This window comes from Herbaspirillum lusitanum, from assembly GCF_046025995.1.
Classification (GTDB): domain Bacteria; phylum Pseudomonadota; class Gammaproteobacteria; order Burkholderiales; family Burkholderiaceae_D; genus Herbaspirillum; species Herbaspirillum lusitanum_A.
On sequence record NZ_JAQQFM010000003.1, the window covers coordinates 354,234 to 367,343 of the forward strand.

At 59.0% G+C, this 13,110-nt stretch carries 12 protein-coding genes; 8 read left to right on the forward strand and 4 right to left on the reverse strand.

Going from position 1 to position 13,110, the window contains the following annotated elements; genetic code table 11:
* Positions 1 to 107 precede the first annotated feature (107 nt).
* The gene (locus PQR62_RS07460; RefSeq protein ID WP_408156872.1) at positions 108 to 2,141 is read left to right on the forward strand and encodes a response regulator; all 2,034 of its coding nucleotides are present in this window, start codon (positions 108 to 110) and stop codon (positions 2,139 to 2,141) included.
* Here PQR62_RS07460 and PQR62_RS07465 read toward each other — a convergent pair.
* The gene (locus PQR62_RS07465) at positions 2,138 to 2,299 is read right to left on the reverse strand and encodes a hypothetical protein (protein WP_408156378.1); all 162 of its coding nucleotides are present in this window, start codon (positions 2,297 to 2,299) and stop codon (positions 2,138 to 2,140) included. The two genes, PQR62_RS07460 and PQR62_RS07465, sit on opposite strands and share 4 nt — an antisense overlap.
* A 124-nt stretch (positions 2,300 to 2,423) precedes the next feature.
* On the opposite strand from PQR62_RS07465, the gene PQR62_RS07470 reads away from it, so the two are divergent.
* A complete protein-coding gene (locus PQR62_RS07470; RefSeq protein WP_408156380.1) occupies positions 2,424 to 3,368 on the forward strand; it encodes a LysR substrate-binding domain-containing protein in 945 nt (314 codons plus the stop codon).
* Here PQR62_RS07470 and PQR62_RS07475 read toward each other — a convergent pair.
* Positions 3,305 to 4,549, reverse strand: coding sequence for a cyclic di-GMP phosphodiesterase (locus PQR62_RS07475; RefSeq protein WP_408156382.1), 1,245 nt, complete (start codon positions 4,547 to 4,549; stop codon positions 3,305 to 3,307). The two genes, PQR62_RS07470 and PQR62_RS07475, sit on opposite strands and share 64 nt — an antisense overlap.
* Before the next feature lie 665 nt (positions 4,550 to 5,214).
* On the opposite strand from PQR62_RS07475, the gene PQR62_RS07480 reads away from it, so the two are divergent.
* Positions 5,215 to 5,778, forward strand: a complete 564-nt coding sequence (locus tag PQR62_RS07480) for a hypothetical protein (RefSeq protein ID WP_408156384.1) — start codon at positions 5,215 to 5,217, stop codon at positions 5,776 to 5,778.
* 180 nt (positions 5,779 to 5,958) lie between these two features.
* On the opposite strand, the gene PQR62_RS07485 is transcribed toward PQR62_RS07480, so the two are convergent.
* Positions 5,959 to 6,750: an AraC family transcriptional regulator gene (locus tag PQR62_RS07485; protein WP_408156386.1), complete on the reverse strand. Its 792-nt coding sequence runs from the start codon at positions 6,748 to 6,750 to the stop codon at positions 5,959 to 5,961.
* 148 nt (positions 6,751 to 6,898) lie between these two features.
* On the opposite strand from PQR62_RS07485, the gene PQR62_RS07490 reads away from it, so the two are divergent.
* Both PQR62_RS07490 and PQR62_RS07495 read left to right on the forward strand, forming a co-directional pair.
* Entirely contained in the window at positions 6,899 to 7,678 is a 780-nt protein-coding gene (locus tag PQR62_RS07490) for an alpha/beta fold hydrolase (protein ID WP_408156388.1), read from the forward strand.
* 227 nt (positions 7,679 to 7,905) lie between these two features.
* Positions 7,906 to 8,637, forward strand: coding sequence for a DUF2076 domain-containing protein (locus PQR62_RS07495; protein WP_408156390.1), 732 nt, complete (start codon positions 7,906 to 7,908; stop codon positions 8,635 to 8,637).
* Between the two features lie 93 nt (positions 8,638 to 8,730).
* Here PQR62_RS07495 and PQR62_RS07500 read toward each other — a convergent pair whose 3' ends face one another.
* Positions 8,731 to 8,952, reverse strand: coding sequence for a hypothetical protein (locus tag PQR62_RS07500; RefSeq protein ID WP_408156392.1), 222 nt, complete (start codon positions 8,950 to 8,952; stop codon positions 8,731 to 8,733).
* 18 nt (positions 8,953 to 8,970) lie between these two features.
* On the opposite strand from PQR62_RS07500, the gene PQR62_RS07505 reads away from it, so the two are divergent.
* From PQR62_RS07505 to PQR62_RS07515, 3 genes are all read left to right on the forward strand, one after another.
* Positions 8,971 to 11,142, forward strand: a complete 2,172-nt coding sequence (locus tag PQR62_RS07505; protein WP_408156393.1) for a TonB-dependent receptor — start codon at positions 8,971 to 8,973, stop codon at positions 11,140 to 11,142.
* Between the two features lie 312 nt (positions 11,143 to 11,454).
* Positions 11,455 to 11,982, forward strand: coding sequence for a sigma-70 family RNA polymerase sigma factor (locus tag PQR62_RS07510; protein ID WP_408156395.1), 528 nt, complete (start codon positions 11,455 to 11,457; stop codon positions 11,980 to 11,982).
* A 3-nt stretch (positions 11,983 to 11,985) separates the two neighbouring features.
* Positions 11,986 to 13,005: a FecR domain-containing protein gene (locus PQR62_RS07515; RefSeq protein ID WP_408156397.1), complete on the forward strand. Its 1,020-nt coding sequence runs from the start codon at positions 11,986 to 11,988 to the stop codon at positions 13,003 to 13,005.
* The last annotated feature ends 105 nt before the right edge of the window (positions 13,006 to 13,110 follow it).

Genomic DNA, 13,110 nt, shown 5'->3' on the forward strand with positions numbered 1-13,110 from the left:
GTTTCGATCTCATCGGATGCAGATCATCCCGGGTCTTCCTGACGACGAAAGGCGTTATCTTGGACATTGAATTGGCATCGCTCAGCCGTGCCGCGCTTGAAGAAGAGGTGGCTCTGGGCAAGGTGCAGCGCCTCGCCCTGTTCGAAGCGATCGACGACGGCTTCTGCATCATCAAGTTCATTGATGGCCCCCATGGCCCATTAAGCGACTACATCCATATTGAAGCGAACTCCGGATACGAGCGCCATACCGGCATCCGCGACATCATCGGCAAGCGCCTGCGCGAGATCGAGCCGGATCATGCAGACACCTGGCTCGACATGTACGGAAAAGTGCTTCGTACCGGCGAGCCGGTGCGTTTTGAACAGGAGTTCGTCGCCGTCGGACGCCATATCGAGGTCTCGGCCACGCGCGTCGGCTCGGTCGAGATGTGCCAGGTCTCGGTGCTGTTTCGTGATGTTACCCAGCGCAAGAAAACGGAAGCCGAGTTGCGTGAGAACGTGCAGCGCGTGCAACTGGCGATGGCGGCCGGCGCCATCATCGGCACCTGGCTCTGGGATATACCGTCGGACCGGTTTCGCGTGGATGACGGTTTCGCCAACGCATTCGGGTTTGATGCCGCCAAGGGGCGCAGCGGCCTCACGCTTGCCGAAGTGGTCGAGTCGGTTCACCCGGACGACCGTGACGGTCTTGCCCGGGCAGTCGAGCAAGCGGTTGCGCGCGGCGGCGCCTACGCTCACCAGTACCGGACGCGGCGGCAGGACGGCCAATATTACTGGTTGGAAGCGAATGGCCGGGTCGAGCTCATGCCCGACGGTACGCCGAGCACATTTCCCGGCGTGCTGATCGATATTGAAGGACGCCGCAACGTGGAGGCCGAGCGCGATAGCGCGATTGCCGCGCTGCGCTCGCTCAACGAAACGCTGGAGCAAAAGGTCGAAGAGCGTACCACCGCGCTGCTCAGCGCCGAGGAAGCGCTGCGCCAGGCGCAGAAGATGGAAGCGGTAGGGCAGCTGACCGGCGGACTGGCGCACGATTTCAACAACATCCTGGCCGGGATCGGCGGCAGTCTGGAGTTGATGAAGATACGTCTGGCCCAGGGCCGCATCGCCGACATCGATCGCCATCTCAGCGGCGCCCAGTCAGCCGTTAAGCGTGCTGCAGCGCTGACACAGCGTCTGCTCGCATTTTCACGCCGGCAGACGCTCGACCCCAAACCCTCCAATCTCAACCAGATCGTCGCCGGCATGCATGAGCTGATCGGCCGCAGCGTCGGCCCCGGCATTGCGGTGGAAACCGTGTCGGCGGGCGGACTATGGGCCGCCTTCGTCGACGTCGGCCAACTCGAAAATGCCCTGCTCAATCTGTGCCTCAACGCGCGCGATGCCATGCCGGACGGCGGAAAGCTCATGATCGAGACGGCCAACCGCTGGCTGGACGATCGCACCGCCGCGCAACGCGGCGTGCCTGCCGGCCAGTACGTATCGCTGTCGGTCAGCGACACCGGCACCGGCATGTCGCCGGACGTGGTGGCGCGCGCCTTCGATCCCTTCTTCACGACCAAGCCCATCGGGCAGGGAACCGGCCTGGGTTTGTCCATGGTCTACGGCTTCGCCGGCCAGTCCGGCGGCGTAGTCCGCATTTACTCTGAAGTCGGCAAGGGCACGCTGGTCTCGATCTATCTGCCGCGTCACCTTGGTGAAGAGAGCCTGGAAAATCTGGCGCCGGCGGAAGGCCCTTCGCCGGGCGCATCGGGGCGCAAGACGATTCTGGTGGTGGACGATGAGCCGCTGGTTCGCATGGTTGCCGTCGAGATCCTTGAAGAACTGGGTTACTTCGTGGTCGAGGCTGACGATGGTGTTGCGGCGCTGAAGGTGATTGCTGCACATCCTGATATCGATCTTTTGCTCACGGATGTCGGCCTGCCCAATGGCATGAACGGCCGGCAACTCGCCGATGCAGTCAGGGCGCAGCGGCCGGATGTGCCGGTGCTGTTCGTTACCGGCTATGCGGAAAACGCCGTGCTGAATCACGGACATCTCGAACGCGGCATGCAGGTATTGACCAAGCCCTTCGCCGCCGATGTGCTGGCCCGTCGGGTCAAGGAGTTGGCGGGCGGCGAGGGGCACGAGCCCGTTTAAGCAAGACTGCGCCCGGAACCGAATTCGCTGTTCCGGGCCTGTTCCGGGCCAAGTGGCAAATCATCCAGACAATTCAATTTCACTCCTTCCATATTCAGCGAAGCCCCGCGCAGCAATTCGCGGGGCGGCAGGCCGATCATAAAAGCTGTTTCATGCAAGATATTCCGAATTGCAGCATTTAAGCGGGGCTGTTCGCCTCACCAGAATATGGCACGCGCTCTATAGTCGGGCGTTGTCAATAAAATCGCAGTCCGGCCAAAGCAAAAAATGAAAAAACCTGGAATGGAATACCTTCCTCGCATGGCAATTTTTGCGCGCGTGGTCGAACTGGGTGCATTTTCCAAGGCAGCCAGGGAGCTGGGACTCACGGCTTCTTCGGTGAGTCAGCACATCCGGGCATTGGAAGGCTTCCTGGGCACCACCTTGCTGCACCGGACTACCCGCAAACTCAGTCTGACGGAAGCCGGCAGTCTGTTCTATCAGAATTGCGCCAGAGTCGTTACCGAAGCGCGCGAGGCGCAGCAAAATATTGCGACCCTGAACAATGAGCCTGTCGGTGAGCTGCGCATTGCGGCTTCAAGTTTTATGGCGGCCAATTATCTGGTGCCGGCGCTCGAGGATTTCATCAAAAGCAATCCCAAGATCAATGTATCGCTCGATGTGAGCGACCACAACATCGATTTGGTGGAAAGCCGCATTGATCTGGCCTTGCGCGTGGGGAGTACGGCCAAATACGGGGATATCCATCTGACGCGGCTCAATGCGGTATTGTGCGCGGCGCCGGCCTATCTGGAAACACATCAGGCGATTCAGACACCGGCTGATTTGCATCAGCACGATTTTCTCCTGTTCACGCCTCATGGAGAGCAGAGTTGCGTTGATCTGAAGAACCAGTCCGGCGACTCGGTGCGCGTGCGCCTGCAGCCGCGCGTCAGCGCCAATCATGCGCGCGCTCTGCATCGGCTTGCATTGCAGGGGCATGGCATCGCCCGGCTGCTGCAGGCAAAAGTTCAGGCCGATATCGATTCAGGGCAGTTGGTCGTGGTATTGCCGCAATGGCGTCTGGATAGTTTCACCGCCTACCTGACCACCAGGCATCGCGATGAAATTCCCTTGAAGGTCAAGAAATGCATTGAGCACATACAGACCTATTTCAGCTTGCATCACCCGGCTTCTGTACTCGGCGTCGTCGCGACTTCGGAAGGCGCATCCAAAGTCGCCGGATAGTCTTGACCGAGATTCTTGAGTTTCATCCAGTCCTGGCCGCTGCGCTCGACGATGACGTCATCCTGCGCCGGGTCCGACAGATCGATGATCTGACTCTCCACCACATCAACCGAGTCAGTCGTCGTAAACGCTTTAATCACCGGCTTGGTCAGATCCTGATAATTCTGCCGGATCACCACCGCCGTCCGTCCTGACTGTAACTTCACGATTGAACCAATCGGATAGATGCCCAGTGTTTTGACAAACGCGAGGTAGATGGAACGGTCAAAATGCCCGGCCCAGGAGGACATCTGTGCAACCGACTCCGCAGGATCCCATCCTGTTTTATAAGGCCGGTCGGAAGTCACCGCATCATATACATCGCAGATTGCAGCCATGCGCGAATAGATGGAAATCTGATTGCCGACCTGCTTGTTCGGATAGCCGCTGCCATCCATCTTTTCATGGTGGTGCCGGCAGACTTCCGATACATAGTCGGGCACGCTGGAGGAGCTTCGCAGATATTCATATCCCAGGATCGGATGACGTTGAATGACGCGGTATTCCTGGTCCGTCAGTTTTCCCGGCTTGTTGAGAATATCGAGCGGGATAAAGGCCTTGCCCACATCGTGCAGGTAACCCGCCAGTCCCGCTTCCTTGCACGAAACATCATCCATGCCCAGCGTGCGGCCCAGGGCCACCATCATGGTGCACACCGCGATCGAATGCAGATAGGTGTATTCGTCGGCGCGCTTGAGTCTGACGATGCTCAGCAAGGCATTCGAATTGCGCTGCAGCGAGGCGGTGATTTCCTCCACCAGATCCTGGCACTTGTCCATGTCCAGCGTTTTTCCCAGGCGGGCTTGTTTAAAAACGACCTGGGTAGTCTGCTTTGCGCTTTCATAAAGACGCAAGGCTTCATTCAGCTCGCTCTGAAATTCTTCCTCAGCAGTTTTGGGAGGCGCAGTCAGTGCCTCGCTGCCGGCTTGCGGTGCAGGCGTGACGTGCTCGACGTCCTTCCCCTGCGCAGGATCGATCCAGCAAAACTCATATCCCGAGGATTGTGCCTGGGCAATCTCGCTGGCGCGCCGGATCAAGAACTTCGCTCGCCAGAAAGGCGTGTCCATCCATGGGCCATCGAAGCCGCAGAAATACATATCCAGGGTAAGGTCGCCGACGCTGATTTTCTTTAGCTGACTCATTTTTTCTTAAATGCAGGGTGGGCGAATGCGACTGAAACCAGGCTGTCATTCAGATCACGCACTCGGTTTCGGCGATGTGGCCGTTCACGAGGGTGTTTTATTCGAAGTCAGAACTTGAACGTCTGTCTTGATAAGGAGTGGCTCAGGCGTTTCCGGCATCGAATCAGTTGCAATTGATTCACGGGAAGCAAGTGGGCGAAGTGGCCGGGTATTCAGGTGCGCAGCTCAATATGTTGGCGAATGTATTACATGCACAGGCAATTGATTAGTGGGCAAATGGTGACTAGATTCATTAATCAGATTTAAGAATGGAGATTTCGGCCGTCCGTGGCCTTGGCTGCATCAATTCCAGCGACTGGCGTGCGGCTCCGATACCAGCTGATTTCTCCTGGGCATCTTTTCGTATTGCCTGTCGGCAGCTGTCGGCAGCTACCGGCCCAATCGCGATCTGATTGTTAAATATTGTTAACGAGTTAACTAAATATTTGCCATCTTATCAACTGCCGGGTCATGTACTACATTAGCGAAGACCTGAGCCGGCTTATCAAAAAGATCACAAAAATAGTCCGGCGATGAAGCAAGACCGTAGTATCTGCTGCGCGAGCCGGTAGCGAAGAAGAGCATTGATGGGACTGGGGGAGAACTGTTCAATCAGGATGCCAGGAATGAAGGCCGGGAAGCAAAAGATGAAGTCAAGTATCTATCAGTTCATTCAGCATTCGGTGATCGCCAGAACGCTGAACACTTTGCAAACCAGGAGGCATGTATTGCTCCTCTTTGATGCGTCGGGGTGCGTGACCAAATCTGATCTGGCGGCCCTGCGCTTGATGGTGCCTAACTTGGTCGCGGACATGCACATTGATGTTTCCCTGATTTGCGTCAATCACCAGGAAAAATATGTGCTTCCCTTCAGCCCATTGGATGCATGTGAAAAAGAGGATTTCATTTGCGACAGATTTTCCTCCAGGATCGACATGCTGAACGTGCTGGCGGACAGATTGAGCGATGAGGATGAAAGATACGATGGCATTGTCGTGATGACAGCCGGCAAGTTTTCCCCCTTTACCTCAGGCACATTGCACGACGCCGTGGCGAGAAAATCGATGGCGCACAGCAGGGTTACACCGCCGGTCGGTTTTTTCCTGTTCACCCCGGGCGCGATTCCGAATGACCCGGCTTACACCATGACGCGGCACCTGGCTTTGCAGGGTGCGGCTGCTGTTCTTTGAATGCTGCGCATCCAGTGTGCCGGATGAGTTCAGAGCCCCGTTCGAGGTTAAGCCTGAGCGGGATGCTGATGTTCGTTTTTTGTCGCCTGCCAACTTTCGCGCAGTCATAGGGCGCGGCGGTGATTGCCGTACACTCCCGCCATGCCGTAGCAATGACCAACATCCATCCGCTCGGACTTATTAATGTGCCGGCTGCGGCTGCGCTTCCACGTATTGACTGGGTGTTTTGCCCAGCACGCGACGGAAGGCGGTCGTAAATGCGCTGGGACTCGCATAGCCCAGATCAAGCGCGACCCGGGTCACAGACTGGCCCAGGCTCAGGCGCTTGATGGCTGCCATCAGGCAGACCTGCTGTCGCCATTCTCCGAAACTGATGCCGGTCTGCGCCCTGAACAGGCGGGTGAAGCTGCGTCGGCTCATCCCGGCTTCGAGTGCGACGGAATCCAGATCAGTTGTAATCAAAGGCGAATCGAACACGCGCTGACAGACACGGGCAAGCCGTGCATCCGCAGGCAAGGGCGCGTTCAATGACAGCGCTGGCATGCTCGCGATCTCGGCCACCAGCAGCGCCATCAGCTTGCCGGCGCGGCCGTCGGTGTCGTACAGGGCGGGCAGGTCGATGGCCTCGCCGATCAGCTGTCTCAATAGCGCCGATACGCCAAACACGCCGCACCGCGCTGCCAGTCCTGCGGCCCGGGCCGCTTCTTCCGAGATGAATGTGTTGATCATCGTGACTGCGCCGTTCATCGTCATGGCGTGCTCGACGCCCGCGGGAACCCAGCACGCGCGCTGCGGCGGCACCAGCCAGTGTCCCTCCGGCGTTGCCAGACTGATGGCGCCGCACGATGCAAATGCAAATTGTCCGCGCCGATGCGAGTGCGAGGGAAACGTCGAGCTGGCCGGATAGTCGTTCGCGGTGACGACAACGCAGCGGGGAATATCCTCGTAAGGATCGAGAAGTGTATTGCGCATGGCCCGAATTCTAGCGTCTTTGACCTGCGGTCGAAGGCGGCATGCCGCCGTCATCCCTAAGATGTGGCATCCAACAGGCGCATCGCATGTCGTGCAGACACGCCGGCTACGCCGTTCAGTTCAACAATTTCATTGTTTCGGAGATGAGATGCCTAATACCTTCCATCGGGTGGGCAATGGCCCGCACCCTGTCCTTGTGCTGCATGGCTGGTTCGGCGATGCACGCTCATTCGAGCCGATTGAACCCTGGCTCTCGCAAGCTGTGTTCAGCTACGTCTTCATGGACTATCGCGGATACGGAGGAATGAAGGATGCCTGCGGCGACTACACGATCGATGAAATTGCCGCCGATGCACTTGCGCTGGCCGACGATCTCGGATTTTCCAGCTTCAGTCTGATGGGACACTCGATGGGAGGCATGGCAATCGAAAAGATCGCGGTGCGCGCGCCCGAGCGAGTGCGTGCGCTGGTGCCGATCGCGCCGGTGCCCTGCGGCGGCATCCGGTTCGATGCGGAAAGACGCGCATTGTTTGATGCTGCGGCAAACTCGCAGATTCACCGCGAGACGATCATTGATCGCAGTACCGGCAATTGCTTGCCTTCATCCTGGATTGCATGGAAGGCGGCCTCTTCGGCAGCGTGTTCTTCCAAGACGGCATTCGCCGCATATTTGCGCGCCTGGGCCGATACCGACTTCAGCGATGATATTGCGGGACGACACCCGGTGAAGGTATTGGTCGGAGCGAATGATCCGACCTTCAATACCACGCTGATGACTGAGACCTACCTGCGACGATATCCGCTGGCCGGCATTGAGGTCCTCGAAAATGCGGGCCACTATCCGATGAATGAAACGCCGCTGGCACTGGTCGCGGCCATCGAAGGATTTCTTCTCAAGGTGCTGAAAGAAGCCGGCGCCATCAACTGAGAAACGGAGCATGGCTTCACATGAAGCAGCGCATGGAGAATAGCGACGGCTTCAGCTTGCTCTTGTCTGTGGCTGCCCCGGCTACGTTACAAGCTGTTTCGAACTTTGCAATTGCGGCCACAAATGCAGGGTGAAATCACGCGCATAATTGCTTCCCTGGCAGTCTATCGGCTGCCGTACATTGTCGTTTTATCGTTCGGTATCACACAGGCAGGGAGCCAGGCACCATGAGTCCTCAAGAAACGCAAACGCTTCAAGATTTTCTCAATCAATTGACGCAGGTCCGCGGCATTGGCAAAGATGCCCAGGCGGACGCGATGATCTCGTCCGCCGTCGCGCAGCAGCCGGATGCGGCCTACTTGCTGGTACAGCGAGCGCTGTTGATGGACCAGGCGCTCGCGACGTCCAAGGCTCAGATTGCATCATTGCAAAGCCAGCTGCAGGCTTTGCAGTCAGGTGCGGCCCCGGCGCATGGATTTCTCGACAGCAATGCCTGGGGCAATGCGCCTGCGGCATCCCCCCGTTCCGGACCCGCTCCTGCTTATGTGCCGGCTTATACCCCCGCAGCCGCACCCGCGCAGCCAGCTTCGCCATACCAGGCGGCCCCGGCGCCGTCTTCGGGTTTCTTCGGCGGCGGCATGGGCAGCATGCTGGGTACCGTCGCGGCCACCGCCGCAGGTGTGGCGGGTGGCGCATTTTTGTTTCAAGGCATAGAACATATGATGAATAGCGGCAGCGGCTCGGGGCTGATGCATCAGAATGGCTTGAGCACGCCGGTGGAAAATGTTGAAAACACCACCGTCAATAACTACTACGGCGCTGACGCCGACAAAGAGCGGGCTCAAGCCCGCGACGACGGCGGCAGTGAAACGGCATCCGGCAATGATCTTGCGGACTTGAGCAATATTGATCTTGATGGCAGCAGCGACAGCAGCGGTTACGACGACTCCACGGCGTAATTACCCACCCTGCATACCCTGCAGGCCGGCTGCAAATTTCAGAAGCGCGATGACAAGGATGCAAGCAAAGCCTGCGAAAGCAGGCTTTGTCGTTTACGCATCATCAGGCAGGACAGCAATTCCCGAGGTTTGAGAAATGTTGCCCGTGAGCCTGATCCCGCCGGTTGTATATTTTTTTGAATTGATCTGAGCCTTTTCTGATTCTGGCGTGACATCCAAATAGGAACGCTTCATTTTGGTCAATGAGCGTTTCAATTTTCTCATTCCAGAACGAAAGGTCAGATCATGGAGCAGGTCCGCGCGTCGAAGCGCCAACGCAATTCCGTTTTTCAAATGAGGGCAGTGGCATCCGCCGCGCGCTATCTGGTGCTGATGACGCCGATGCTGGCCGCACCGGTCGCCTATGCGCAGACGACGTCGACTTCAGCCGATGCTGCCGCCACGACGACATCGACTGCCACCACCACCGGCAGCAATAGCAACGCCGTGTTGCCGACCGTGACCGTCACCGAAAGCGCCGATCCTACTGCGCCTTACGCCGGTGGCCTGGTCGCCCGCGGCGGCAGCCTGGGTGTGCTCGGCACGGCCAGCGTGATGGACACGCCGTTCAGCACCGTGAACTACACCTCCCAGGGCATCGAAGATGTGCAGGCGCGCGCCATCGGCGACGTGATCGCCAATGACGCATCGGTGCGCAATACCAACGGCAATGGCGGTTTCGGCGACAGTTATCAGATCCGGGGCTTCACCATGTCGGCCAACGATGTGGCGTTCAATGGCCTCTACGGTCTGGTGCCTCTGACTCGCATGCCGATTGCGATGGTCGAGCGTATTGAAGTGCTGAAGGGGCCGGGCACCCTGATGTACGGCATGGGCCCGGCCGGCGGCATCGGCGGCGCGGTCAATCTGGTGGCCAAGCGCGCCCATGAAGATCCGACCTCCAGCGTGACGGCGACTTACCTGTCCAATTCGCAGTTCGGCCTGAAGGGCGACATCGGCCGTCGCTTTGGCGATAACCAGGAATGGGGCATCCGCGTCAATGCGCTGTATGCCGACGGCAATACCGGTCTGTCGGGCAGCAATCAGCAGCAAACCATGGGTTCGGTCGGCCTGGACTATAACGGTAGCCGCTTGCGCTGGAGTCTGGACGCCTACACCCAGCACGAAGATGCGCGCAACTTCCGTCCTCAGTTCAGCATCGGCAACCTGACTTCGATGCCTGATGCTCCCTCCGGCAGCGCTAACCTGTATCCGGGCAATACGCTGCAGTCCGATGACAAGGCCGTAGCGACGCGTCTGGAATTCGATATCAACGACAACCTGACGGCCTATGGCGCGGTCGGTTATCACGTTGCGCAATCGGCGCAGAACTTCCCGCGTGCAACGATCACGTCGGTGCAAGGCGCCACCAGCGTCACCAATGGCTACTACGACCAGAAGGTGACTTCCACCTCGGCCGATGTCGGCCTGCGCACACGCTTCAACACGGGCGGTATCAAGCACACGCTGATCGCGGGTGCCAACATGCTGGACCAGCAGACCGACTACTTTTATCAGATGAGCGGGACGGCGGTCGCCTCCAATCTGTACAACCCGGCCGCGCTGGGTGCGCTGAACTTCGTGCGTGGCGAGCCGAGTCCACAAAGCCAGACACGCCTGACCAGCCTGGCGCTGACCGACACCCTGTCGATGCTGGATGACCGTCTGCGCCTGACCGTCGGTCTGCGTCGCCAGCAAGTCTACAATCATGGCCTGACCACCGGCTCGCAGACTTCCAACAAGACCGCCATTTCGCCGGTGGCGGCCGTTGTCGTCAAGCCGGTCGAGAATCTGTCCCTGTACGCCAATTACACGGCGGCACTGACGTCCGGCGGCTTTGCGGGCGCTCAATATGCGAATGCAGGCGAGGCGTTCGCACCGACCAAGTCCAAGCAATATGAAACCGGCGCCAAGGTCGACTGGGGCCGCATCACGACCACTGCCGCCGTGTTCCAGATCGAGCAGCAAAACAGCTCGACTCAGGTGATCAACGGTCTGACCTACGCCACGCAGGATGGCCGTGCGCGCATCCGTGGCCTGGAGTTGTCGGCCTACGGCGAGATCCAGCGCGGTCTGCGTTTCAATGCCAGCGGTACTTTCTTTGACACCCAGCAGTCGCACACTGCCGGTGGCGCAACCGACGGCAAGGAAGTCGGCGCGGTGCCAAGCAACAACTTCAACTTGGGCCTGGATTGGGATACGCCGTGGCTGCAAGGGCTGGCCTTGAATACCCGCATCGCCCGTACCGGCGCCATGTGGTACAACAACAGCAACGCGATCAAGGTTCCAGCCTGGACCCGCGTCGATATCGGCGCACGCTACATCACCAAGACCGCCGGTCAGGTCGTGACTTATCGCGCCAACATCGAAAACCTGTTCGACAAGAACTACTGGGTGATGCAGAACGGTTACGTCGGTACCGCTTCCGGCCGTACTTTCGTGCTGTCGGCGCAGGTCGACTTCTGATGTAACCAAGCAAGCGTGCGCATTTGGGCGTAGCCGAGCTTTTGCACGCTGTTGCCGCCGGACCTGTAAAGGTTCGGCGGCTTTTGTTTTTTGGGAGTGGGAAGCGGGCAGGCCCCAAGAGCGGCGCATGGACGTTTCAGCTTGAGCGGCCTCTGAAACGCAGGCAAGTTTCGCAGGCGCTCCGCTTTGGAAGCCGGTCTTCTTTTGGGTGTCGCGGACATCAATAAAACCAATACGTTCTTGCAAAGCCGGCTGGACTTAAGATATAAATGAAAATTATTCCCATTTGTCGACTTCTCCCAAGGTATTGTCATGCCCGCAGCAAAAATGCCTGCACAGCTGGATCTGCGCGTTCTGTACAGCGACCATCATGGTTGGCTGTTTGGCTGGCTGAAGTGGCGCATGGGAAATGCGGCCGATGCGGCGGATCTGGCGCAGGAGACATTCTTGCGACTGATCCTGAAGCCGGCGCCGGGCGATATGCGCAGTCCGGGAGAGGCCCGTGCCTACCTGCGCACTGTTGCTCAGGGCATGTGCATTGACCTCTGGCGTCGTCGGCAAGTCGAGCAGGCCTGGCTGGATACCTTGGCGGCACAGCCGGAGGCGGTTTTCCCCTCGCCCGAACATCGCGCCATCGTCATTGAGACGCTGATGGAAATCGGTGCCCTCATCAGCCGCCTCGGGCAAAAAGCCCAGCAGGCCTTCGTCATGGCGCAAATCCATGGCATGCCGACCCGCGACATCGCGCTGGAGCTGGGCGTGTCTGAACGGATGGTGCAAAAATATCTCTCGCAGGCCATGCTGAGTCTGATTCTGGTGGATGCGGGTTTGAGTAACTGAAGCATGCCGGCTCCCCTACGCCATCAGCGCGCACCCAAAGACGATGCACAAGCGGACTACGATAGCCTGGAGCAGGCTGCGCGCTGGTACGCCTCGCTGCAGGTCAATCAGGTGTCCGACGAACAGAAGATCGCCTGGCAGGAGTGGCTGGCCGCGCGGCCGCAAAACCGCCGCGCGTGGACTCATGTAGAAGCGGTCAGCCATCGTTTCTCCCCGCTCCGGGCCGACGGAGAGCGTCAGGCAGCGGCGGTGGCCATCAGCGTTTCATCCACGCAGTCGATCCAGACCAGGAAGCGTCGAACCGTGTTGCGCGGCCTCGCCGCGCTCGGCGGCGCTGGTCTTGCCGCCTGGGGCGCCTGGCGCTTCACGCCGGTTGCCGACACGGTGCTGGCCTGGAGCGCCGATCATCACACGGCGGTCGGCGAGATCAAGGACTTCTTCCTGGCCGATGGCAGCCATATCTGGCTCAACACCTTCAGCGCGCTGGATGTCGCGTTCGACGATTCCCGGCGCCTGCTCAGATTGCGTGTGGGCGAGGTGCTGGTCGATACCGCGAAAGACGGCGCCGGGCGGCCGTTCTTCCTTACCACCGACTTCGGGCGAATGGAGGCATTGGGAACTCGCTTTGTGGTCCGTCAGACGCGTGACTACACGCAGCTGACCGTGTTTGAAGGGCGTGTGGAAATCCGCAACCTGGCCGGCCAGCGCGCCATCGTCCCGGCCGGTCAGCAGCGCCAATTCTCTGCAGACAGCATTGCCGACGCAATGCCGGCTGATGCCGCCAGGCAAGCCTGGTCGCGCGGCGTCATCCTGGCCGAAGACATCTCCCTGGACGAGCTGGTGATAGAGCTGGCGCGGTATCAGCGCGCCTACGTCGGCGTTTCGCCCGATATCGCCGGCTTGCGTGTGAGCGGCCGCTATCCCGTCGCCAATTTGCCCAAAGTGCTGGGCATGCTTGAACGTGATTTGCCGATTCAGATATCCCGGCCTCTGCCGTGGTGGTTCAGTATCAGAAAGAAATAGCAAAAAAAGCCAGCTCAAAAAAGTAGCTCAGAAGCCGGCTAAAAAAGCAGGCGGGCACTGTTGGCCGACTTGCTCTTCGTGCTGAATAATTATTTTTCAAAAATC